The following is a 22,781-nucleotide window of genomic DNA, read 5'->3' on the forward strand; positions in this document are numbered from 1 at the left end:
CATGTTCAAACGGAAGGGAAAAGCACTCCCGCCCAAAGCGCTCGCGCCCGAGTTTGATGCGGCGGTTGAGCTATGGCGCCAGGCCGAGCTCGACGTGCACGCCGCTCTCGCCCGTTTCAGGACCGTGCCCGATCCCGTGAACCGGCTCGCGGTCATCATGGCGTGGGCCGCGTTCGAGATGTCGCTCAAGGCACTTTCGGGCTGGATCAAGGAACACCCGCCCGCGATCGACGCGACCACATGGGCGCACGCGAGATCCGAAGCGCTTCACATCGAGATACGCCGGGCCGGCTTCATCGAGAAGCGGCCGATATTCCTCGATTGAGCATCGGTGTCCGGAGCAAAAGAAAGCCCGCCGCAATGGGGACGACGGGCTGTGCGGCCGTACGCGACGGCCAAACTGGGGCTATACAAACTCGGTGCGGGTGCCTGTACATCCGAGACCACCGCACCTTTCTGAAACCATGACGTAGATGAGGGGCGATCACCAATAGCGGCTTCGTGGTACCCCGCCGGAGTGCCGGGTCTCGGCTCGTCACGCCTGCCGGCAACCGGCTGCTCCAGGGCAGGCGAAGTGCGACAAACGTTGCCGGGAACGGAAGACCGGGCCGCTTCGTATATCGAGTATGCTCACGAAGCTGATGCCCTTGGCGCTGTGCGCCATGACGATCGCCGGCATGACCGGATGTGCTGTCTACGCAGACCCTCCGGCACGCCCGGTCGGCGTTGCCTACGTCGCCCCTGTCGGCGTGGCGCCTGGACCCGGTTATGAATGGCGCTGGCACCACGCCCATGGTTGGGGCTGGTGGCATCCTCACCGCGGCTGGCAATACGGCTGGCGCTAGATCTCGCCGCTAATTCAGGCTCGGCATCTCGGGCAGGGTGACGATGCGGATGCCGGCGGCTTCGAGGCCCTCGCGCACCGCCTTCGACACCGGGATCGCGGTCGGGCCATCGCCATGCACGCAGATCGAATCGACGCGGCAGGGAATGCGCTTGCCGGAGGTCGAGTAGATCGCCTGCTCGTCGACCATGCGCCGGACATGCGCCACCGCCTGCCCGGCATCCTTGATCATCGAATGGGGCTCCTTGCGCGGCGTGAGATGGCCGGTGTCGGTGTAGGTGCGGTCGGCGAACACCTCCTCGGCCGCGCGCAGGCCGAGCTTGCGCGCCGCCTTGCCCTGCTCGGTGTTGGCCTGGCAGAGGAAGATGAGATCACGGTCGACCGCCCTGGTGGCGCGCGCGATCGCCTCGGACATCTCGGCGCTCTCGGCCGACATGTTGCCCATCATGCCGTGCGGCTTGATGTGCGTGACCCTGGCGCCGTGGAGTGCCGCGATCGCCTGCAGGGCGCCGAGCTGGTAGGCGATGTTGGCCTCGAGCTCCTTGACCGTGAGGTTGATCACGCGCCGGCCGAAGCCCTGCAGGTCGGCGAAGCCGGGATGGGCGCCGATCGAGACGCCGTTCTGCGTGCAGAGCTTCACCGTGTCCATCATCACCACCGGATCGCTGGCGTGGAAGCCGCAGGCGACGTTGGCCGATTTCACGATCTTCAGGACCTCGGCGTCGTTGCCCATGACCCACGGGCCGAAGCTCTCTCCGAGATCGGAGTTGATGTTGACCTGTCCGACGTTGGTGGCTGCCATGCGAGACTCCCTCGATGCGAGCCGTTATCCTAGCAGACGTGAGCGTGCGGTACCTCTCCTGCGGCGACACGGCCTTCACGGTCGAATTCGGCAACGAAATCTCGCCCCGGATCAATGGCCAGGTGATGGCGCTCCACGCCGCGATCGGCGCCGCCCGGGCCGCGGGCGAGCTCACGGGCGTGGTCGAGACCGTGCCCACCATGCGCTCGCTGATGGTCTCCTATGATCCGCTCGCGACCTCGCGCGCCGACCTGCAGCCCGAGATCGAAGGACTGATCGCGCACGGCCTGCCGAGCGAGACCACGACGCGACGCGTCGCCATTCCCTGCTGCTACGACGATCCGGAATTCGCACCCGACCTCGCCGACGTCGCCGAGCGCACCGGCAGGACCACCGAGGAGGTGATCGAGGCGCATCTGAAATCCGCCTTCACGGTCTACGTGCTGGGCTTCATGCCGGGCCTCGCCTATATCGCGGGCCTCGACGCGGCGCTCTACCTGCCGCGCCGCAGCGACCCGCGCGTGCGCGTGCCGCGCTCCACGGTTGCGATCGCCATGGACATGACCACGATCTATCCCTTCGAGAGCCCCGGCGGCTGGCACCTGATCGGCCGCACGCCTCTCTGGATGTTCGACCAGCGCCGCGAGCAGCCGGTATTCCTGGCGCCCGGCGATCATCTCTCCTTCGAGCGCATCGACCGCCCGGCCTTCGACCGCATCAGCGCCGAGGTCGAGGCCGGCACGCTCGACTGGTCGACGCTGGTGAAGGCATGAGCCCGCGGCGTCTTCGCCTCCCCATTCCCATGGGGAGGCGATGAGATGGCCGCCGCATTGAAGGTCGTGCGGCCGGGCCTGTTCGACACGCTGCAGGACAAGGGCCGCATCGGCTACATGGCGCTCGGCATGCCAACCGCGGGGGCGATGGACCACATCGGGCTTGCGCTTGCCAATGCGCTGGCCGGCAATCCTCTCGGCGCCGCCGGGCTGGAGATCGGCGTCATGGGGCCCGATCTCCTGGTCGAGGCCGACTCGGTGCGGGTGGCGCTCGCCGGCCCGCTCTCGCCGTCGCTGATCGAGGCGCCCGATGCGTCGCCGAAGCCACTCGAGTCCGACCGCTCGCACCTCCTGAAGCGCGGGCAGACACTGCGCGTCGGCATGATCGAGGGCTCGAGCACGGCCTACCTCGCGGTGGCGGGCGGCTTCGCCCTGCCCGCCTTCATGGGCAGCCTCTCGACCTATGCCCGCGCCGGCGTCGGCGGCTTCCAGGGCCGCAGGCTCGCTGCCGGCGACAGCCTGCCGCTTGCGCGCGACCATGCGCCGGCCGGCGAGGAGCGCAAGCTTGCCCAGCCGTTCGACTACGGCAGCGGCCCGATCCGCATCGTCTGGGGACCGCAGGACGAGGCGTTCAGCGCGCACGGCCGCGCGACGTTCGTCGGCGCGGACTACCGCGTCTCCAGGGAGGCCGACCGCATGGGCATCCGCTTCGAGGGGCCTGCGATCGAGCATGCCGTCGCGGTCGAGAAAGGCGGCGCCGACATCATCTCCGACGGCATCGGGCCGGGCGCGATCCAGGTGCCGGGCGCGGGCCTGCCGATCGTGCTGCTGGCCGACCGCCAGACGGTCGGCGGCTATCCCAAGATCGCGACCGTGGCCTCGGTCGACCTGCCGCGGCTCGGCCGCCTGCTGCCCGGCCAGACGGTGCGCTTCGCCGCCGTCACCGTCGAGGAAGCGGAAAGCCTGCGCCGCGAGCAGGACGCGCGGCTCGCGCGCGCCATCGCCGGCCTCCAGCCGGCCCGCCCCGCCGGCGGCATCGACCTCGCGCGGCTCTACGAGGAGAACCTGATCGACGGCGTGATCTACGAACGCCCGCCGATGTAGCGCTCGTCCGCAAGCAAGCGCTCACACGAACAGCTTCGACTTCAGCTCCATCGGGAAGCCCGGCTCCTTGCTGAGGCGGGCGTGGCGATCGACGCTGAAGGTGAGGCCAAAGCCCGCGTTGAGGCCGATGATCGTGTACGGAAGCTTGTGCACGGGACCGAATTTCAGCCCGGGCGGAAGCGGGTCGACGCGCCCGTCGATGAAGGCGCCACGCGCCGGTTGCACCCAGTACCACTTCTGGAACGCCTCGATGACGCCGGTCGTGATCCGCCCGCAGACGCCGTCGATCGCCGGCGCCGCGCCCGGGCCGCCAAACACCGTCTTCCCGTCGTTCAGCTTGCCCCACAGTGCATTCAGGAAGAACTGGACCAGCAGCACATCGTCGCGCCGGTTGGCGCCGCCGCGTCCGACGGTCCCGTCGACCAGATAGATCACCCGGATGGTGGTGCCGGGATCCTCGCGAAGCTTGACAAGCGCCATGACCGCCCCCAGTCGCTCAACCGAGGGTAACACCGGCCAGAAGTCCCGGGCAATCAACAGCGCAGACACCCGCGTGCGGCCGCGCGGCACATCGTGGGCGCAGCGGCAGATGCTCAGCACCGCCCATAGGCGTTGTCGAGATCGGTGCACTCGCCAGCACCACGGTCACCGCGCACGGGTATGCGGGCCGCCTTCCCCGACTGCGGCGCCTGGGCCGTGGCCGCACCGGGCGCGTTGCTCGGAGGCAAATTATCGGCCGACTGGATGACGAAGACCACGCCCGCGACCAGCGCCGCCACCAGCCATGCGGCCGCGAGATCCCGCCAGAATGCCGTGTAGCCGGCAGCCCACGTCTGCGGCTCGTCGTCGTTCCGGCGCCGCTCGAGGCTCTGTTCGGGACGCTGCTCGCCGTCGCGATAGGGGTCGGCGCGGGGCCCGACGTCGCTCAGGCGCTCCAGCCAGCGGCTGAAACGAGGGTGTCGACGAATGGCGCTGTGCAACGGCATGGCACGCCACCTCGCGGGCCATCACACTATATCGCGAAACCTCGGGCCAGGCAGCGGCTCCGCCCCCCGGTCGGGATTGCGGCCACTTCGGATTCGAGGCGCGCTGCCTGACGAATCGCTCGCCCCGACGATATGTGATTTCAGGCGGTCGGGCGAGAGGAAACTGACCGGCTCAGAACGGCACGCCGTCGAGGCGGCCCATCTTGCCGGTGGAATAGTCGCGCCTGGCCTGGGCGAGACGCTCGGCCGTGTCCATCACGAACGGGCCGGAGAACAGGATCGGCGCCTCGGCCGGCTGGCCGCCGATCAGCGCGACGGTGGCGCCCTCGCCGGCCGCTGCGAGCGTCAGCGACGCGCCCGAGGTCAGCACGGCGAGCGTGCCCGGTGCGAGCGCCGCGCTGTCGGGAATGCTCGCGCCGCCCTCGAGCACATAGACGCCGAGCTCGGCGGCCGGATCGACGGCCAGGCGGACCGCCGCGTCCGGCTCGAGCCGCACGACGGCGAAGGTGGTCGGCGTCGTCATGGCCATCGGCCCCTCGGCCTCGGCGACGCGGCCCGCGATCACGCGGACCTCGGCGCCCGGCGAATCGACCCGCGGGATCTCGGCCGCGCGATAGGAGACGTAGGCCGGCTGGGCGAATTTTTGTGCCGGCGGCAGGCTGGTCCAGAGCTGCAGGCCATGACGCCCACCGGCCGGCTGCTCGGCATGCAGGATGCCGCGGCCGGCGCGAATCCATTGTGCATCGCCCGGCCCCAGCACGTCGCGGAAGCCCATGCTGTCGCGATGCTCCACCCCGCCCTCGAGGAGGTAGCTCAGCACCTCGATGCCGGCATGCGGATGCGGCTTGTCGCCGATGCCGCGGCGGCTGCGGTGGCGATAGTGGTCGACGAACACGAACGGCCCGACGGCGCTGCGCCCGGACGCCGGCAGCGCGCGCCAGAGCAGCATGTCGCCGTCGTCGATCACGCGCTGCCCGGAAAGGATGGTCTCGATCTGGCGGTCCATGCGCGACCTTATCTGCCGGGCCCGCGCGACTCCAGCATCCGCCTTGAATTTCTTCCTCCTCGCCCCCGATCGGGGGCGAGGAACATGATTGCGGCACGCTTCTTCCTCTTCTCCTCTCCCCCCTTGGGGGAGAGGTTGGGAGAGGGGGTGACGCACAGCGCTAATCTTCGCGGCCCCCCTCTCCTCACCTCTCCCCCGCCGGGGACAGGAACATGAATCCGTCCGCCGCTGCTTTCGCTGTGGCTCGCTGGGCGCTGCGTTGGTACGAGAACGACCGACATACGCCATTCGAAGGACGATCGCGATGAGCTGGCAACCGGAGATGGACGAGCTGCGCCGCCGCCAGGAGATGACGCAGCGCATGGGCGGCGAGGACAAGGTAAGGCGCCAGCACAAGGGCGGCCGGCTGACCGTGCGCGAGCGCATCGACCGGCTGGTCGACCAGGGATCGTTCCGCGAGATCGGCAGCGTCGCCGGCAAGGCCGAGTACGACGGCAGGAACGATCTCGTCGAGCTCACGCCGTCGAACGCGGTGATGGGCCGGGCGAAGATCGACGGCCGCCCGGTCGCAGTGACCGGCGACGACTTCACCGTGCGCGGCGGCTCGGCCGACGCCACGATCAAGGAGAAGGCGATCTTCATCGAGCGCTACGCCAACCAGTATCGCGTGCCGATCATCCGCCTGATCGAAGGCTCGGGCGGCGGCGGCTCGGTGAAGACCATCGAGACCACGGGCCGCGCCAACGTTCCCGGCGTCAGCGGCTGGCAATGGACGGTGCAGAACATGGGCACCGTGCCGACCGTCGGGCTGGGGCTGGGCTCGGTCGCGGGGCTGGGCGCCGCGCGGCTTGCCGCCACGCACTACTCGGTGATGGTGAAGGAGATTTCGGCGATGTTCGTCGCCGGGCCGCCGGTCGTCAACCGCCTGGGGCCGCAGCAGTTCGACAAGCAGGATCTCGGCGGCTGGGAAATCCAGCTCCGCGCCGGCGCGATCGACGAGGCGGCCGAGAGCGAGGACGAGGCGTTCGCGCTCACGCGGCGGTTCCTCTCCTACCTGCCCTCTTCCGTGTACGACACACCGCCGCGCGGGGCCCGGACCGACGATCCGGCGCGCCGCGAGGAGCAGCTGTTCAGCGCGATCCCGCGCGACATCCGCAAGGTCTATCGCATCAGGCCGATCGTCGAGAAGATCGTCGACCAGGGCTCCTTCTTCGAGATGGGCCGGCTCTACGGCCGCCCGGTCGCGACCGGGCTCGCGCGCATCGACGGCTGGCCGGTGGCGGTGATGGCGAGCGATCCGATGTTCTACGGCGGCGGCTGGACGGCGGACGCCTGCCAGAAGGTGGCGCGCTTCGTCGACCTTGCCGAGACCTTCCATCTGCCGGTCGTGTACTTCTGCGACTGCCCCGGCTTCCTGATCGGGCTGGAGGCGGAGAAGAGCGGCGTCATCCGCCAGGGCGTGCGCGCCATGTCGGCGATGTTCCAGACCACCGTGCCGTGGTGCACCTTCATCATCCGCAACGCCTTCGGCGTCGCCGGCGCGGCACACCAGAACGGTGCGCGGCTCAACTGGCGCTATGCCTGGCCGTCGGGCCGCTGGGGCTCGCTGCCGCTGGAAGGCGGCATCGAGGCGGCCTATCGCGCCGACATCGACGCCGCGGACGATCCCAAGGCGAAGATGGCGGAGATCGAGGAGCGGCTGAACAAGCTGCGCTCCCCGTTCCGCAGCGCCGAGACCTTCTGGATCGAGGAGATCATCGATCCGCGCGACACGCGGCGGATCCTCTGCGAGTTCGTCGAGCTCGCCGCCCCCGTGCGCGGCACCGGCCCCCGCAGCCACTGCATGCGGCCTTAGGCGCCTCCTGAGGCGCGGGAGCCAGCACCGTGCAGATTCACCGCCAGGCGAATCCCTCCAGCTTCGGCACCGTCCCGCATGACGGATCGAACGGCGGGTTGGAGCGGTAGTCCTTGTCGATCACCACCACGCCCTGGTCGGGCGCCGAGCGCAGGAGCGCGCTCAGCGCCGGATAGGTCCAGTCCTGCGCGAACAGGCGCTGCGGCCACTGCCCCATCGGCAGGTCGTTTGCGCGCACGATGCCGGTGTGACCGGTCACCAGCCCGCGGAAATAGTCGAGATAGCCGACCCACAGCCGGCTCAACGCCAGGTCGGGGACCGCGGCGGCGAGCAGCAGCGCCGTCGCGGCGCCGGCCAGCCGCCGGCCGACATCGGGCCGCGCCAGTTCCGCGAGCAGTCGCGGCGGCCGCCGGCGCCAGCCGACATGGAGCCACATCGCAACCAGGATCGCCGCCATCAACCAGCCCGCCGCCGTGCGCGCGACATAGTGGCTGGGCGGAAACAGCATCGCCTGCGGCGCGAGATGGCGCAGCCAGGGGGTCGCGAGCAGCAGCGCCGCCGCAACGCCCAGCACCACGGTCGGCCCGCGCCCGCGCAGCCACGACGGCCGCGCCAGCGAGACGACCGCGAGTACCGCGAGGGCCGCGACCGGCACGACGAATTGCAGGTTCTGCCAGAAATCGAAGGCAGCGGCGCGCACCCGCGTGAAGTAGGCGTAGTGCCAGTATTCGGCGATGGCGACCGAGGCCACGGCCGCCGCGGCGACGAAGGCGCTCGCCGCGACCAGCGCCAGCAGCGCCGCGATATCGTCGAGCGATCCGTCCCGCCGCGCCCGCGAGAGCGCCCACAGGATGGCCGCGGCCAGCAACGGTCCGAGATAGATCATCGCTTCGTAGGAGGCGATCGAGAGCGCGCCGAGCGCGCACAGGACCGCGCCGTCGCGGCGGCGCGCCGCCCCGCCCGTCAGCACGACCGCCATCGCCGCCATCGCCGCGGCATAGGCGATGTTGTACTCGCCGATGATGAAGAACGAGGTCGGGAGATAGACCGCGGCAAGCGCGATGACCACGGCCGCGGTCAGCGCCGCGTCGCCGCGCACGCGCGCGAGCGCGAAATGGTAGAGGCCCGCCGGCCAGGCGAAGAGCGATGCCGAATAGGCGATCGACAGCAGCCTGGTGTTGCCGACGCCGAGGTCGGCGAGCAGCAGCACCGGCGCCTGGGTGAGCCACGCGACATGCTCGCGCTCGGGATAGAAATCGTGAAAGGCACGGAAGTTCAGCGCGGTCGCCAGGAACGAGGCGCCATCCCAGAACAGGCCGCGCACGATCGCGCTGTTCAGCACCGCCAGCGACCACAGCAGCAGCACCGCGATCCGATAGGCGCTCATGCGCTATTTTTCATGGCCACGCATCGCTCAGTCGCGCCACGCGAAGCGCCCGATATTGGGCGGGTTGTCGGGCGGGAATGGCACCCAGTCGGTGAAGCTGCGCGGTGGCAGCACGATGCCGTCGCCCGGCCTGGAGCGCAGGATCAGGCTCTGGGTCGAGATCGTCCAGTTCTCGACCATCAGCAGGTCCGGGGGATGGGCAAGCGGCGTGGTCTCGTAGGCGACGAGGCCGCGATGGCTGGTGACGACCTCGCGGAACGACTTCAGGAAGGACTGCCAGGTGAGCGACAGGAAGATGTCCGACGGCAGGACCGCGACCAGGATCAGGCAGGCGAGCACCAGCACGCGGCGACGCGTGGACTTGTCCTGCAGCACCACGCGGACGCGCCAGGCGCCGAGACGCTCGGCGCCATAGCACCAGACGAAGGCGACCATCGCCGCGATGATCACGCCACCCACGGTACGCGCCACGTACTGCGACTTCGCGAGCGGCCGCACCATCGTGTCGCCGAGCGCGAGCAGCGGCGAGAGCGCCAGCAGCACGATGCAGATCCCGGCCCAGCGGTAGGGCCGCATCGTCGCCAGATGCTCCGGGCGCACCAGCGCCCAGATCGCCACCGTGGCGACGGGGATGAACGCCAGGTCGAACTGCATGTTCTGCCAGAAGTTCAGTGCCATGAAGTAGGTCTCGGCGAGGTGCTCGGCCGAATAGGGATGGACCACCGAGTCGATCGCGACCGCCATCGCCGCGATGAAGCAGGCGGCGGCGGCGAGATGGAGCAGTGCCGGCACGATCGGCCGGCGCGGCATGCGCCAGACCTGCCACAGCGTCATCGCGGCGAGCAGCGGGCCGAGATAGATGAAGACTTCGTAGGTACGGATCGACATCGCCGCGATCGCGAGCAGCGCGAGGCCGTCGCCCGGCGTGAGCTTCCGTGCCGTGACCAGCCGCACCGCGACCAGGATGGCCATCGCGTAGGCGGAGTTGTACTCGCCGACGATGAAGAACGAGGTCGTCATGAAGATCGAGCCGATGGCAGCGATCACGACCGCGAGCAGAACCGCATCGTGCCGCGCGCGCACCAGCGCCAGCGTATAGAAGAAGGTGGGCAGGGCGAACAGGCCGAGTGACAGGAGCCGGGCCAGCAGATGCAGGTCGGTGACGCCCACCGTCACGGCGGTCATGATCGGCACCTGGGCGGCGATCATGGCGTAGAGCCGCGGCGGATAGAAATCGAAGAACCAGACGTGCCGCACGATGTTCAGCAGGAACGCCGATCCGTCGACGAAGAGGCCGCGGCTGATCCAGCTGTGCCACAGCGCGAGCGCCCAGATCAGGCCGATCGTTGCTCGATATGCGAGGGTCGTGAGGGGCATCGGCGCGCGTTTTCCGGGCTCTACCCGAGGGCCGCCCGCGGCGCAAGCCGGGACGGCTTGCAGCGTCGATACGGCGCTGTTAGCAAGTGCGCCGCAAAGGAGCAGGGATGCCGACCTGGGAGCAAATCAACGCCGTCGAGGGCTGGTTCTCGTTCCAGTCTTTTTGCGTGTGGCGCGCGTTCCTCGAGGAGCAGGCGGGAATCCCCGGCGACCTGTTCGAGATCGGCGTCTGGAAGGGTCGCTCGGCCTCGATGCTCGCGAGCTACCGCAAGGGCGACGAGAAGCTGTTCCTGTGCGATCGCAGGCTGGATGAAGCCGTGATCCGGAACTCGATCCGCAGCGTCGGGACCGAGCCCAAGAATCTCGAGTTCATCGAAGCCTTCTCGATCGACCTGCCGGCGCGACTCGACCTCAAGGCGATGCATCACAGCGTACGCTGGTGCCATATCGACGGCGAGCATACCGGCACCGCGGTCTATCGCGAGCTCGAGCTTGCCAATCGGATCGTCGCTCCCGAGGGCATCCTCGTGATCGATGATTTCTTCTCGCCGCGCTATCCGGCCAACACCACCGAGGTCGTGCGCTACCTCGAGAAGAACCCGGTCCACTTCCGCCTGCTCGCGGTCGGCTTCAACAAGGCCTATCTCTGCCGGCCCGAGGCAGTCCCGCGCTACATGGATTTCCTGGCCGGCGGCATGGTGCGCTCGATGCGCAAGTACGGCTGGAAGGCCACGATCTACAAGACCACCGGCCCGTGGGACATGGATGCGGCCGGCATGGACGAGTTCATCGACGCCGCGGGCTTCCAGCTCGGACCCGACGACGATCCGCAACACTGGCAGATGATCCAGCCGCGCCACGTCTGGTCGCCGTGGCGCCACGTCACGCAGTTCCTGAAGCGCACGCTCGGTCGCTGACTCCCGACGGGTGGCCTCATGGCCGTTCGGACCGCGAGCGTCTCGCTCGCTTCTGACGCAGGCGAATGCACCGAATGAGCGAGCCGGAGGCTCGCGGTCCACAAGAAGACGTCAGGCCTTCGCGATCTTCATCTGCTCGTCGAGATCGTCGGCGATGAAGTGGCGCACGATCTCGTCGAGGTCGCGGTCGGTCTCGAAGCCGAGCGTGCGGGCACGGGTGGAAGCGATGCCCTGGGGCCAGCCGTCGCAGATCTTCTGGATCGCGGGATCGTGCTGCCACGCCACCTTGCCGACCTTGCGGTTGCCGGCGTGCCTGGCGACGGCCCGTTCGAGTTCCTTCGCCGTGACGTTGATGCCGTTCAGCAGCAGCGTGCGGCCCGGCCCGAAGGCGTCGGCCGAAAGGTCGTGCAGGCGCAGGAAGGCGTCGACGGTCTTGCGCGGGCTCAACACCACCATCACGGTCTGCGGGCTCACCGGGCAGACCACGTCGATGCCGGTGAGCGGCTCGCGCACCACCGAGCTTGCCCAGGTCGAGGCGGCCTTGTTGGGCAGCCCCGTACGCACGCAGATCGTCGGCAGCCTGACGGCGGTGCCGCGCAGGAAGCCCTTGCGGGTATAGTCGCGCACGAGGAACTCGCCGATCGACTTCTGCGCACCGTAGGAGGTCTGCGGCGTGAGCGGCGTATCCTCGTCCACCGCCGGCGGCAGGTCGCCGCCATAGGCCGCGAGCGAGCTGGTGAAGACGACGCGCGGATTGGTGCCGAGTGCCCGGCAGGCTTCCAGCACGTTGCGCGTGCCGTCGAGATTGACGCGATAGCCGAGATCGAAGTCGGCCTCGGCGCCGGCGCTCACCACTGCGGCAAAATGGAACACGGTCGAGGCGCCCTGCACGACCGATTGCACGGTGGCCGAGTTGGCGATGTCGCCGGCCAGCGTCCTGACGCGCGGGTCGTCGAGGCCCGGGCCGTCCGCCTTGCCGACGTCGAACAGCAGCAGCTCGTTGACCGTCCGCGGCTCGCCCCCGGCGTCCATGAGCGTGCCCTGCTGCAGGATGCGGCGGGCGAGCTTCTTGCCGAGGAAGCCCGCGCCGCCGGTGATCACCACCTTCATGTCGTTTTCCGTCCCGTGAATTCCACAGTCGATGAAAGTGTGCACAGAACGGCCTGTGCCGTCTATGTTGGCCGCAATGGCCGGATTGCACGAAGTCTACGCCTTCAAGGACGCGCTGATCGTGCTCGGCACGGCGGCCGTCGTGGCGCCGATCATGCCGCGCCTCAGGGTGAGCCCCGTGCTGGGCTATCTCGCCGTCGGCGCGCTGCTGGGGCCGTACGGTCTCGGCCGGCTCGCCGAGAGCTCGCGCCTGCTCGACTGGCTCACCGTCACCGGCGAGCGGCAGATCGACTTCATCGGCAATCTCGGCATCGTCTTCCTGCTGTTCTTCATCGGCCTCGAGCTCTCGCTGCGTCGCCTGCTGACGCTGCGCCGCCTCGTGTTCGGACTGGGTGGCCTGCAGATCGTGCTTACCACGGCCGCGATCAGCATGATCGCGCTGGGGCGCGGCCAGCCGCCGGCCGCCTCGCTGGTGATCGGCGCCTGCCTCGCCCTCTCCTCCACCGCCATCGTGATGGAGCTGCTGTCCGGCCAGCGCCGGATGATGTCGACGACCGGGCGCACCAGCTTCGCCATCCTGCTCGCGCAGGACCTCGCGGTGGTGCCGCTGCTGCTGCTGATCGGCGCGCTCGGCGGACGTGACACGGGCTCGGTGTGGCTCAGCGTCGCCATCGCGCTCGGCGAAGCGATGCTTGCCGTGGCGGCGATCGCCCTTGTCGGCCGGCTGGTGCTGCGGCCGCTGTTCCGCCTCGCTGCCGGCAGCGACAATCCCGAGTTCTTCATGGCGGCGACGCTCCTGGTCACGGTGAGCTCGGGCGTGGTCGCCGCGTTCGCCGGGCTGTCGATGGCGCTTGGCGCTTTCATCGCCGGGCTGCTGCTCGCCGAGACCGAATACCGCCGGGCCGTCGAGACGACGATCGATCCGTTCCGCGGCCTGCTGCTGGGCGTCTTCTTCTTTTCCGTCGGCATGCATATCGATCTCGGCGTGGTGTGGCACCAGCCGCTCCTTGTCGCGGCCGGCGTCCTCGCCATGCTGCTGCTCAAGGGCTCGATCATCGCGCCGCTTTGCCGGCTGTTCGGCCTGCCCTGGGGCGCCAGCGTCGAGATCGGCCTGCTGCTGGGGCCGGGCGGCGAGTTCGCCTTCATCGGCATCGGCCTTGCCGCCATCCTCCGGCTGGTGGCCGCCGACGTCGCTGCCGGCACGCTGGCGGTAGTGTCGCTCACCATGGCGCTGCTGCCGCTGATCGGCGTTGCCGGCCGCCATCTCTCGCGGCGCATGGAGGCCAAGGCGAAGGGCATGGCCAATGCCGTCCCGCCGCCCGACGACCACCTGAAGCGCGTCATCGTGGTCGGCCACGGACGGGTCGGCCAGCTCGTCTGCGGCCTGCTCGACGAGCACGCCATCCCCTATCTCGCCACCGACCGCGACGCGAAGCTCGTCGAGCGCTGGCGCGAGCGCGGCCGGCCGATCTACTACGGCGATGCCAGCGACCCGCACTATCTGCGCCGCTGCGGCCTCGACGAGGCGGTCGGCGTGATCGTCACCCTCGATACCCAGGTCGTCGACGACGTCGTGCGCGCGGTGCGCGCGCGCCGGCCCGACGTGATGATCGTGGCCCGCGCCCACGATGCGCAGCACGCCCTCCATCTCTATACGCTGCGCGTCACCGATGCGGTGCCCGAGACCATCGAGGCGAGCCTGCTGCTGGCCGAGTCGGCTCTGGTCGGGCTCGGGGTGCCGATGGGCGCGGTGATCGCCTCCATCCACGAGCGGCGCGAGCAGATCCGCAACGAGCTGCAGGCGGCCGCCGGCGGACCAGCCTCCCTGCGGGCACGACTGCGCCGCGCCCGGCGTGACCGGTCATCACGGGCATGAGGAGCAGGTGAGGATCATAAGCTGGAACCTGCTGCGGCTCGAAGGCGCGGCGGTGCACGATGTGGCGGCGCTGCTCGAGCGCGAGCGGCCCGACCTCCTGCTGATGCAGGAGGTGACGCCGCACATGGACATCCTGCCGTCGCTGGTCTCCGGCCACTACCACCGCCTGCCCTGGCCCGGCCGCATCCACGGCCTCGCCGCCTGGAGCCGGCACAACTTCGCGACCCCGCAGGTGCTGCCGTTGCCCGCCTCGCCGCTGCCCGGCCGCCTGCCGCGCCGGCGCACGCAGATCGTGCTGGTGGGCGACATCACCTTCGCCAACGTCCATCTCTCGCACGGCCAGCTTCTGAACCGCCGCCAGCTCCTGCGCATCGCGGCGGCCCTGCGCGGCCGGCCGTCGGCCATCGTCGGCGACTACAATGCCGTGGGACCGAGCCTGATCCCGGGCTTCACCGACGTCGGCCCGCGCGAGCCCACCCATTTCGGCGGCGATGTCCTGCCCTTTCGCCTCGACCGCTGCCTGATCCACCGTCTCACCTGCACCTTCACCACCACGCTCGATTTCGGTCCGTCCGACCACAAGCCGATCGTGCTCGACCTGCAGATGGCCGAGAGCCGCGTCCGCCGCCGCCCGATCCACCGCATCCGCCGCCGCCTCGTCAAGATCCGCGCCGCGCTGCGCTGATATGCCGGGTGCGCGCCGCCCGCGTGCAGGGGATGCCGACATGGGGGCACGCGCTCCGGCGCCTGCGACCGCTGCCTCGTTGACTATTGGTCGTCCCGGTGCGCTGCTATAGAATAAGAGGCGAAGTGTTCGCAGCGTTTGTCGGTGTTGCACATGGGGGCGACATGAGACGACGCGACTTCATCGCCGTCACCGCCGGCACCCTTCTTGCCGCACCGGTCGCTGGCCGCGCCGTGCCGCGCGCTGGCGCGTCTCCGGCGACGATCCTGGTGGTCGGCGTCGGTCCCCAGAACCTCGCGCCCCAAGGACTGCGCCAAGGTCTCACGGAGCTGGGTTACGCCGAGGGACGCGACTTCGCCACGCCCTTCTTTCCCGGCGAGATGGCAGCGCTGATGCCCGAGCTCGAGCGCCAGCGGATCGACGTCGTCTTTGCCGTCGCCTCCAAGGCGGTGATCGCGGCGCGCCGGGCGACCCGCACGGTGCCCGTCGTCGCCGTCGATCTCGAGACCGAGCCGGTCAGCGAGGGCATCATCCGCAGCTTCGCCCGGCCGGGCGGCAATCTCACCGGCCTCTTCCTCGACCAGTCGGCGCTCGCCGCCAAGTGGCTGCAGCTCGTTACCGAGGCGGTCCCCGGCGTGTCGCGCCTCGCGGTGCTGCGCGACCCCAACCTCGGCTCGGGACCGTGGTGGGCCATCGAGGCGGTCGCGCGGGAGAGCAAGGCGGAGGTCCGCGGCTTCGATCTCGACATGGGCGCGCTCGACCGTCTGTTCGCCGCCATCGCCGACTTCAACCCCACCGCGCTGGTGATCCTCTCCTCGCCGCAGGTCGTCATGAACAGCATGGCGCTCGCCGGGTTCGCCCTCAAGGCCCGCCTGCCGAGCATCACTCTGTTCCGCGTCTATGCCGAGGCCGGCGGGCTGATGTCCTACGGCCCCGACCCCTACCTGCTCGGCCGACAGGCCGCCGCCTATGTCGACCGCATCCTGAACGGTGCCCGGCCCGGCGATCTGCCGGTGCAACAACCGACGAAGCTGGAGCTGATCGTCAATCTGAGGACGGCGCGCGCGCTCGGCCTCGCGCTGCCGAGCTCCCTCCTCGCCCGCGCCGACAAGGTGATCGAATGATTTCGCGACGCCACCTGTTGCGCGGTCTGGGCCTCGCGATGGCATGGTCCGACGCTCGGGCAGCGCCCGCACCATCCACCCCGCGGCGCATCGGCTTCTTGTCGCGTTCGGTCGGCCTCAGTCGACCTGTATATCGTACTTTTCACGCCGCACTCGCCGATCTGGGGTATGTCGAGGGACGCGATATCGTCGTCGAGAACTATGTCGGCGAGTCGATGGAGTCTCTCGCCGCTGTTGCCGCCCGGGCCGCAGGCGCGGGGGTCGAGATCATCGTAGCCGACGGGGGGGCCGCAGCGCAGGCAGCTCGCAATGCCACCCGCGCGATTCCCATCGTTGCCATCATGGGTGTCGATCCCGTGGACCGCGGCTGGAGCGCGAGCCTCGCGCGCCCGGACGGCAACCTCACGGGGGTCACGACCTACGGGCTCGAAGTCGGTGCCAAGCAACTCGAATTGCTGCTCGAGATCGTCCCGTCGGCGCGCCATGTGGCACTGCTCTTCAGTGGGCAGGCGCCGATCACCCTGAGGACGTTGCGCGAGGCCTGCCGGCGCGCCGGCGTAGACGCCCAGGAGGTGGTGTTCACCGGCCGCGCGGAAGGCGAGCGCGTGCTGACCGCAGCCGCCGCCCAAGGCGTGGACGGCATCATCGTCCTGGCCGATCCCCTTACCGGCGAGCTGCTCGATCAGGTCGTGAACTTCGCGAACAGCAGCCGCCGCCCCGCGATCTACGCCGAGCGCGAGTATGTCGAGGCTGGCGGGCTAATCTCCTATGGCATCAACATGGCCGGCATATTCCGCCATGCCGCCGGCTTCGTCGATCGCGTGCTCAGGGGCGCGTCCCCGGCCGACTTGCCGATCGAACGGCCGACGAAGCTGGAGCTGATCATCAATCTGAGGACGGCGCGCGCGCTCGGCCTCGCGCTGCCGACCACACTGTTGGCCCGCGCCGACGAGGTGATCGAATGATTTCGCGACGCACATCCCTTGCGGGAGCCGCGGCGGCGGCGCTGGCCGGCGTCGCGACGTGGTGGCTCATGGCACCCCCTGCGCCGGCGCGAAAGCCGGTGATCGGCTATCTCAGCGCCTACGGCGAGGGCTCGATGCCCATTGCCCGGCGTTTCCGTCAGGGCCTGGCCGGGCTCGGCCGCAACGTCGAAATCGAATATCGCTACGCCGAGGGCCGTACCGATCGCCTGCCGGCGATGGCCCGCGATCTCGTCTCCTCGGGCGTCGACGTCATAGCAACCGAGCTCGTTCCGCCCGACGTCGTCGCGTCCATCGCCCGAACGTCGGGCGTTCCGACCGTCTTCTATGCATCGGGCGACATCGTCGCGACCGGACTGCCTGAAAGCTACATCCCGCCGGACGGCCGCACGACCGGGCTCGTGCTGGCGCCGGAATCGCTGGCGGCGAGACGGCTGGAGCTGCTCGCCGACCTGATGCCGAAATACGCGGTGATCGGCTTCCTGGTCCATCCGACGGGGCGCGCCGACGCGGCGGCCGTCCTTCGCCCGGCGGCGAAGGCGCTGGGCCGCGAGATCGTTGTGGTCAGCGCTGGCAGCGAAGACGAGCTCGAAAGCGCCTTCGCGGTGATTGAATAAGACTGCCGCCCGAAAGCAGATCGTGTCGCTTTCCGGGTGCGCCTCAGTCCCGCTTGTCAAGAAAGGTACGCACGGCCTCCAGCAGCCGGAGCGGGCTGAATGGCTTCGTCACGTAGCTGTCACAACCGGACGCGCGAGCTTTCTCCTCGTCCCCTTTCATGGCGAACGAGCTCACGGCGATGATCGGCGTCGCCGCAAGGGCAGGATCGGTCCTGATACGCCGGATCGCCTCGTAACCGTCGATGATCGGCAACTGGATGTCCATGAGGATGAGATTCGGCCGCTCTGCCATGGCCTTCGCCACCGCTTCGCCGCCGTCAATGGCCTCGATCACCTCGTAGCCCGATGCTGTGAGGACGTCGCGCTGGATCGCACGCAGATCCTCCTGGTCGTCGACGACAAGAATGCGCTGGGTCATGTTGTTCCTCCGGCGACGTCGACGGCGATGGGAATCTCCATCTGGAACGTGGCCCCCTGCCCGGGCACCGATTCCACCCAGATATGGCCGCCATGCATCTCGACAATTCGCTTGGCGATGGCGAGCCCGAGACCTGTGCCGCCCTTGGCTCGGGTGCCGGAGTTGTCGACCTGATGGAACTCCTCGAATACCCGGTGCCGTTCCTCGGCGGGAATGCCGGGCCCGGTGTCCTTGACCGCAACCGTGAACTTTCCGTCCCTGACGCCTGCGGTCACGCGCACCTCGCCGGCGTCGGTAAACTTGATGGCATTGCCCACCAGATTGAGCAGAACCTGGGTCAGACGCTGCTCGTCTCCCAGGCCGTGCGGCAGGCCGGCCGCGATGTCGGTGTTGAACGCGATCTTCTTGGCGGCCGCGAGCGATTCGGTGGCGACACGCACCGTCTCGACGATATTGCCGAGCCTGTATTCGGAGACATTGAGACTGAGCTGGCCCGCCTCGATCTTGGCGATGTCGAGGACGCTGTTGATCAGGCCGAGCAGGTGCCTGCCGTTGACCTGGATGCGGGCAAGGACCTCGGCCGACTTGTCGGGCAGCGCGCCGTAAATCCCTTCCTTCAGCAGCTCGGCATAGCCGAGCATGGCCGACAGCGGGGTGCGCAGCTCGTGGCTCATGTTGGCGACGAACTGCGACTTGTGGCGGCTGGCGGCCTCGAGCTCGCGGCTCTTGTCCTCGATCTCGTTGAACAGGCGCGCATTCTGGATGGCCAGCACCGACTGCGTGCCGAAGGTCTGCAGCAGATCGACGATATTCGCCGCGAACTCGCCAGGCGCGCGCCGGCGCACCACCAGCGCCCCCACGATCCCCTCGACGCCGAGCAGCGGGACCGTCAGCACGGCGCGAAAGCCTGCCCGGACGATGACGTCGAGCAGGCGTGAGGAATCGGCCTTTTGCACGTCCGGGATCTGGATTGGCAGGCGCTGCATCACCGCCTCATCGACCACGGTCCCGTCGCCGAGCCGGATCGGGCGATCCTTGACGCCGGCGATCAGCGCAGCGTCCATGCCATAGCTGGCGTGCATCCGGAATTCACGGCTCGTCTCGTCGAACACCCAGATCGTGCCGGCGTCGGCGCCCGAGAGCTGAACCGCCTTGGCCACGATCGTCGACAGTACCGTCTCGAGGTCGATCGTGGAGTTGACGGCCTGGCTCACGTCGCCGAGCGCCCGCAGTTCCTCGACGGAATGCGCGAGCTCGGCCGAGCGATCCCTGAGCTGGCGTTCGCGCTGCTCGATGGATTCCACGAAGAAGCGCGTCGCCGCGCCCATCTCGGCGATTTCGTCGGTGCCGGAGGCCGAAATCGGCACGTCCCGGCCGTCAACCCTGGCCCGCATGCTCTCGCTCAGGGCCCGCAGCCGCATTACGACGGAGCCGACGACGTACAGGAACACGCCGGCCGATCCCGCCAGGGCAAGCGCCGACACCGCCGCGAACAGCGTCGAATATCGTGAAATCAGGCCGGAGAAGAAGTCGGCCTGCGTGTTGGTCGATTGCTTGACGTCTTCAAGCAACCGCTCTGCCGACGACACGAAGCCGGCGGCGACCTGATGGGTTTCGAGCAGTTCGCCGATCAGCGCCGAGGCCGCGGCGAGCTGGGCCGATCGGGCGTCGAATATGTTCGGTGTGCCATCGCCGTACCGATCCAGCTCGGCCTCGAAGGGCGCGAGCACGGGCATCTGCGCCGGAAGGTTCGCGTGTGCGGTGCGCGTCTTGCGGCGCAGCCGGTCGAAATCGGTTCGAAGGCGGGTGAGCCGGGCCGCGGTATCAGCGGTGGTCGTGGACAACATGACGGCGATCGCCTCGTCGGTCGCGGCCACCCAGGCAAGGAACGCTTCCACGGATTGCGGGGACGAGCCCTCGGCCAGCGTGGGCACCTGGGCCGCGCTCGCCTTATGGACGCGAGCCGCCAGCCCTTCGAGGCGAAGCATCAGGTTCGCCGCCGTACTGTCCGCGTCGATCCGGTCGCCGACCAGTTTGTCCAGCCGTTCGAGGTTGCGCGCCAGCAGCGCCTGGTTCTCGATCAGGCGGTCCAGACCCTGCGTGTCGGGGGCCAGCGCCTTGAGGCGTTCGCCGACTTGCGCCAGGCCTTCGAGCTGCTTGTGGAGGGCACGGCTCATGGCCTGCCGCGCGAAATGACTCTCCGCGGCGGCGAGGTTGGGCGCGTTGGCGGCAAGCGCCTGGCTTCGCGCCGCGATGTCGCCGGCTGCAACCAGGATCGGCAGGTCCGACCGGGCTATGCGGTCGAAGCCCTCGCGATACTGCGCGAAGGCATAGACGGCGGCGACGATCGCGGCGAAGGCGAAAGCCGTGATCGCAAGAAGTGCTGCGACGAGCCGAAAGGCCACCCCGAACCTGATCTTCCGTCCGGCCTTTCGAGGTCTTGCCGCCGCGTCGGTGCCAGCCTTCGGGGGCATGCCGCGCGCTTCTTCACTGTCGTGGGGCACCACTTCCGGGAGGGCTATGGAGGTCTGTGCCATGAGCCTGCGGCTCCGTCCGCTAGTTCTTCACCAGGGGACAGACGCTTTCCTCGAGCGGCCTGAACGCCCGGTCGCTCGGGATCGTCGACAGGATGTCGTAGTAGTCCCAGGCCTGCCGCGACTGCGCCGGCTGCTTGACCTGGACGAGGTACATATCGTGGACCATCCGCCCGTCGGCGCGGACCCGTCCGCCCTTGGCGAAGAAGTCGTCGACCGGCAGTTCGCGCATCTTGGCCGCGACGGCAAGCGCGTCGTCCGTGCCCGCGGCCTGGACGGCCCGCAGATAGTGCCTGACTGCCGAGTAGACCCCGGCGTGCGACATGGTCGGCATAAAGCCACGGCGCGCGAAAAAGCGCTTCGACCAGGCGCGCGACTCCGGATCGGCGTTCCAGTAGAAGCCGTCGATGAACGTCATGCCCTTGGCGATGTCCAGCCCGATATCGTGCACGTCCGAAAGGAAGACGATCATGGGGGCGAGCGCTTGCGAGCGGGAAGATATGCCGAGTTCCGCCGCCTGCTTGACGGTGTTGATCGTGTCGCCGCCGGCGTTGGCAAGTGCGATCACCTTGGCGCCCGAATCCTGTGCCGCCGCGAGATGCGTGCTGAAGTCGCGGGCATTCAATTCGTGACGGGAATGTCCGACCACGCGCCCGCCTGCGCCAATGACGGCCGCCGTAGTGTCTTTCTCGAGCGAGAGGCCAAAGGCGTTGTTGACGGTTATGAAGAACCAGGAGTTCAACCTGAATCCCACCATCGCCCGCGCCAGAGGAACCGAATTCGAATAGGTGTCGTAGGCCCAATGGAAGCCCGTCGGGGTGCAGGCCGAGCCTGTGAGATCGGTGCTGGCGCTGGTGACCACGATGTCGATCCGCTTGCGATCGAAGGCCAGTTTTTGCGCGGCGATGGCCAAGGGCGAATGGGGCACGTCCACGATCACGCCCACACGCTTGTGGTCGAACCATTCAGCGGCAATCGCGAGCCCCGTCGGAACGTCGTCCTTCTGGTCCCCCACATAGACCTGGACGGTCGTGTTCAGGACCTGGCCGCCGAAATCCTCGACCGCCATCTTCGCGGCCTCGACGGAACCTGCGCCGCCGAGATCCTTGTACACTCCCGCCATGTCGGTGAGGACGCCGACATTCACGGCGCGGTCCTGCGCACGGCTGTCGGCGCCGAAGGCCCCGACGGCAACGATGGCCACAAGCTGCGCGAATAACCCCAAACCGGCCGACCGTGGCCGTTGTCTTCTTCTTGATGGCAGACGCCGCACATTACCTCCAGCTACGCTGGCCGAGGTACGCGCACTCTACTGCAACCAGAATACCGCCATTCCACGGCAGGGCAAGGCCATGGTGTCGTGGACGGCTCCGTCGCCCGTACCTAGACTGGGCATCCACACATACTCCCGACGGGGAGGAGGACCAATGGCGCCGACACGCCGTCGTCGTGCGTATGCGTTGGTGCTTGCTGTCGCGGCGGCCGGCCTCGCGGCCGGGCCGGCGCTGGCGCAGAAGCAGGGCGGCACCCTGACAGTCGGGATGGAACTCGATATCTCGGGATTCGATCCGCTGAAGGTCGGCGTGTTCGACACTGCGGCGCTGATCGCCGCCCGGCTGATCTTCGACACCCTCACCGTCCTCGACGACAAGGGCGAGCCACAGCCGAAACTCGCGCGCTCGTGGTCGCACTCCGACGACTTCAAGACCTGGACCTTCGAACTCAGGCCCGGTGTCAGGTTCCACGACGGCACGCCCTACAACGCGCAGGCGGTTGCGTGGAACTACGCCCGCCAGAAGGACCCCAACAACAATTGCCGCTGCGCCTTCTATATCGCCGGCATCAACAGCGTGGAGGCCAAGGACGAACTCACCGTCGTCTTCCATCTGCGCGAACCGGCGGTCAACGTGCCGGCGCTGCTGTCGATCCCCACGGCCAACAGCGTGGTGCAGTCTCCCGCCGCAATCGAGGCCCGGGGCGACGACTACAACCGCCACCCCATGGGCACCGGACCGTTCGTCCTGAAGTCGTGGGCCGCGGGCGACCGCATGGTGCTGGAGCGCAATCCCGACTACTGGGACAAGGGTCGGCCCTACCTCGACCGCATCGTACTGCGGCCGCTCCCCGATTCGCAGTCGCGCTTCGCCAGCCTGCTCGCGGGCGAGTCCGATGTCGTCTATGCCGACGAGTACGAGGCCGACGCCATCGCGCGGGCGCGCGGGAATGCGGCGCTCAAGGTGCACGAGTATGTCGGCACCGGCGCTTCCGTTGCCGCCTTCAACACCGAGGTGGCACCTTTCGACGACGTGCGCGTGCGGCGTGCGCTGGTGATGGCGCTCGACCGCAAGAAGATGTCGCAGGTGCTCACCAACGGCCTTGCCCG

General features: G+C 68.6%; 22 protein-coding genes. 12 read left to right on the plus strand and 10 right to left on the minus strand.

Translation table 11 applies throughout. The annotated features are described in order from the left end of the window. Together VH499_RS14430 and VH499_RS14435 are read left to right on the plus strand one after the other, a co-directional pair. Positions 1-325, plus strand: a 325-nt coding sequence (locus VH499_RS14430) for a hypothetical protein (RefSeq protein WP_332053438.1), incomplete at its 5' end; no start/stop codon positions are given. 301 nt (positions 326-626) lie between these two features. Further along, positions 627-845: a hypothetical protein gene (locus VH499_RS14435; RefSeq protein WP_332053439.1), complete on the plus strand. Its 219-nt coding sequence runs from the start codon at positions 627-629 to the stop codon at positions 843-845. Positions 846-854: 9 nt separating this feature from the next. On the opposite strand, the gene VH499_RS14440 is transcribed toward VH499_RS14435, so the two are convergent. Continuing rightward, a complete protein-coding gene (locus VH499_RS14440; protein WP_332053440.1) occupies positions 855-1,646 on the minus strand; it encodes a 5-oxoprolinase subunit PxpA in 792 nt (263 codons plus the stop codon). A gap of 38 nt (positions 1,647-1,684) precedes the next feature. Here VH499_RS14440 and pxpB point away from each other — a divergent pair, with 38 nt between their 5' ends. Further along, positions 1,685-2,419: a 5-oxoprolinase subunit PxpB gene (gene pxpB / locus VH499_RS14445; protein WP_332053441.1), complete on the plus strand. Its 735-nt coding sequence runs from the start codon at positions 1,685-1,687 to the stop codon at positions 2,417-2,419. Positions 2,420-2,464: 45 nt separating this feature from the next. Beyond that, positions 2,465-3,523, plus strand: coding sequence for a biotin-dependent carboxyltransferase family protein (locus VH499_RS14450; protein WP_332053442.1), 1,059 nt, complete (start codon positions 2,465-2,467; stop codon positions 3,521-3,523). A 21-nt stretch (positions 3,524-3,544) separates the two neighbouring features. On the opposite strand, the gene VH499_RS14455 is transcribed toward VH499_RS14450, so the two are convergent. The 3 genes from VH499_RS14455 to VH499_RS14465 form a co-directional block, all read right to left on the minus strand. Further along, the gene (locus VH499_RS14455; RefSeq protein ID WP_332053443.1) at positions 3,545-4,003 is read right to left on the minus strand and encodes a hypothetical protein; all 459 of its coding nucleotides are present in this window, start codon (positions 4,001-4,003) and stop codon (positions 3,545-3,547) included. A 113-nt stretch (positions 4,004-4,116) separates the two neighbouring features. After that, positions 4,117-4,509, minus strand: a complete 393-nt coding sequence (locus VH499_RS14460; protein WP_332053444.1) for a hypothetical protein — start codon at positions 4,507-4,509, stop codon at positions 4,117-4,119. A gap of 172 nt (positions 4,510-4,681) precedes the next feature. Continuing rightward, positions 4,682-5,515, minus strand: coding sequence for a pirin family protein (locus VH499_RS14465; protein WP_332053445.1), 834 nt, complete (start codon positions 5,513-5,515; stop codon positions 4,682-4,684). 304 nt (positions 5,516-5,819) lie between these two features. Between VH499_RS14465 and VH499_RS14470 the strand changes: the two genes are divergently transcribed. Then, positions 5,820-7,370, plus strand: a complete 1,551-nt coding sequence (locus VH499_RS14470) for an acyl-CoA carboxylase subunit beta (RefSeq protein WP_332053446.1) — start codon at positions 5,820-5,822, stop codon at positions 7,368-7,370. A 37-nt stretch (positions 7,371-7,407) separates the two neighbouring features. On the opposite strand, the gene VH499_RS14475 is transcribed toward VH499_RS14470, so the two are convergent. Next, complete coding sequence (locus VH499_RS14475; RefSeq protein WP_332053447.1) at positions 7,408-8,757, minus strand: hypothetical protein; 1,350 nt, start codon at positions 8,755-8,757, stop codon at positions 7,408-7,410. A 27-nt stretch (positions 8,758-8,784) separates the two neighbouring features. Beyond that, complete coding sequence (locus VH499_RS14480; RefSeq protein ID WP_332053448.1) at positions 8,785-10,134, minus strand: hypothetical protein; 1,350 nt, start codon at positions 10,132-10,134, stop codon at positions 8,785-8,787. Positions 10,135-10,241: 107 nt separating this feature from the next. Here VH499_RS14480 and VH499_RS14485 point away from each other — a divergent pair, with 107 nt between their 5' ends. Next, positions 10,242-11,051, plus strand: a complete 810-nt coding sequence (locus tag VH499_RS14485) for a class I SAM-dependent methyltransferase (RefSeq protein WP_332053449.1) — start codon at positions 10,242-10,244, stop codon at positions 11,049-11,051. A gap of 111 nt (positions 11,052-11,162) precedes the next feature. On the opposite strand, the gene denD is transcribed toward VH499_RS14485, so the two are convergent. After that, positions 11,163-12,161 (minus strand): D-erythronate dehydrogenase, encoded by a 999-nt coding sequence (gene denD / locus VH499_RS14490; protein WP_332053450.1) that lies wholly within the window; start codon positions 12,159-12,161, stop codon positions 11,163-11,165. A 76-nt stretch (positions 12,162-12,237) separates the two neighbouring features. Here denD and VH499_RS14495 point away from each other — a divergent pair, with 76 nt between their 5' ends. From VH499_RS14495 to VH499_RS14515, 5 genes are all read left to right on the plus strand, one after another. Then, a complete protein-coding gene (locus VH499_RS14495; protein WP_332053451.1) occupies positions 12,238-14,037 on the plus strand; it encodes a cation:proton antiporter in 1,800 nt (599 codons plus the stop codon). A 7-nt stretch (positions 14,038-14,044) separates the two neighbouring features. Further along, positions 14,045-14,722: an endonuclease/exonuclease/phosphatase family protein gene (locus VH499_RS14500; protein ID WP_332053452.1), complete on the plus strand. Its 678-nt coding sequence runs from the start codon at positions 14,045-14,047 to the stop codon at positions 14,720-14,722. A 164-nt stretch (positions 14,723-14,886) separates the two neighbouring features. After that, a complete protein-coding gene (locus VH499_RS14505) occupies positions 14,887-15,846 on the plus strand; it encodes an ABC transporter substrate-binding protein (protein ID WP_332053453.1) in 960 nt (319 codons plus the stop codon). Continuing rightward, a complete protein-coding gene (locus VH499_RS14510; RefSeq protein ID WP_332053454.1) occupies positions 15,843-16,811 on the plus strand; it encodes an ABC transporter substrate-binding protein in 969 nt (322 codons plus the stop codon). The genes VH499_RS14505 and VH499_RS14510 overlap by 4 nt, the downstream gene beginning before the upstream one ends. After that, a complete protein-coding gene (locus VH499_RS14515; RefSeq protein ID WP_332053455.1) occupies positions 16,808-17,446 on the plus strand; it encodes an ABC transporter substrate binding protein in 639 nt (212 codons plus the stop codon). Before VH499_RS14510 ends, VH499_RS14515 begins: the two co-directional genes overlap by 4 nt. A gap of 43 nt (positions 17,447-17,489) precedes the next feature. On the opposite strand, the gene VH499_RS14520 is transcribed toward VH499_RS14515, so the two are convergent. From VH499_RS14520 to VH499_RS14530, 3 genes are all read right to left on the minus strand, one after another. Continuing rightward, complete coding sequence (locus VH499_RS14520) at positions 17,490-17,864, minus strand: response regulator (protein ID WP_332053456.1); 375 nt, start codon at positions 17,862-17,864, stop codon at positions 17,490-17,492. After that, entirely contained in the window at positions 17,861-20,338 is a 2,478-nt protein-coding gene (locus tag VH499_RS14525; protein ID WP_332053457.1) for an ATP-binding protein, read from the minus strand. Before VH499_RS14525 ends, VH499_RS14520 begins: the two co-directional genes overlap by 4 nt. Positions 20,339-20,420: 82 nt before the next feature. Beyond that, on the minus strand, positions 20,421-21,602 hold the full coding sequence (locus VH499_RS14530) for an ABC transporter substrate-binding protein (protein WP_332053458.1): 1,182 nt from the start codon (positions 21,600-21,602) through the stop codon (positions 20,421-20,423). 223 nt (positions 21,603-21,825) lie between these two features. Between VH499_RS14530 and VH499_RS14535 the strand changes: the two genes are divergently transcribed. After that, the coding region (locus VH499_RS14535) for an ABC transporter substrate-binding protein (protein ID WP_332053459.1) at positions 21,826-22,781 on the plus strand (956 nt) is incomplete at its 3' end.

Source organism: Reyranella sp. (genome assembly GCF_036558665.1).
Taxonomy (GTDB): Bacteria; Pseudomonadota; Alphaproteobacteria; order Reyranellales; family Reyranellaceae; genus Reyranella.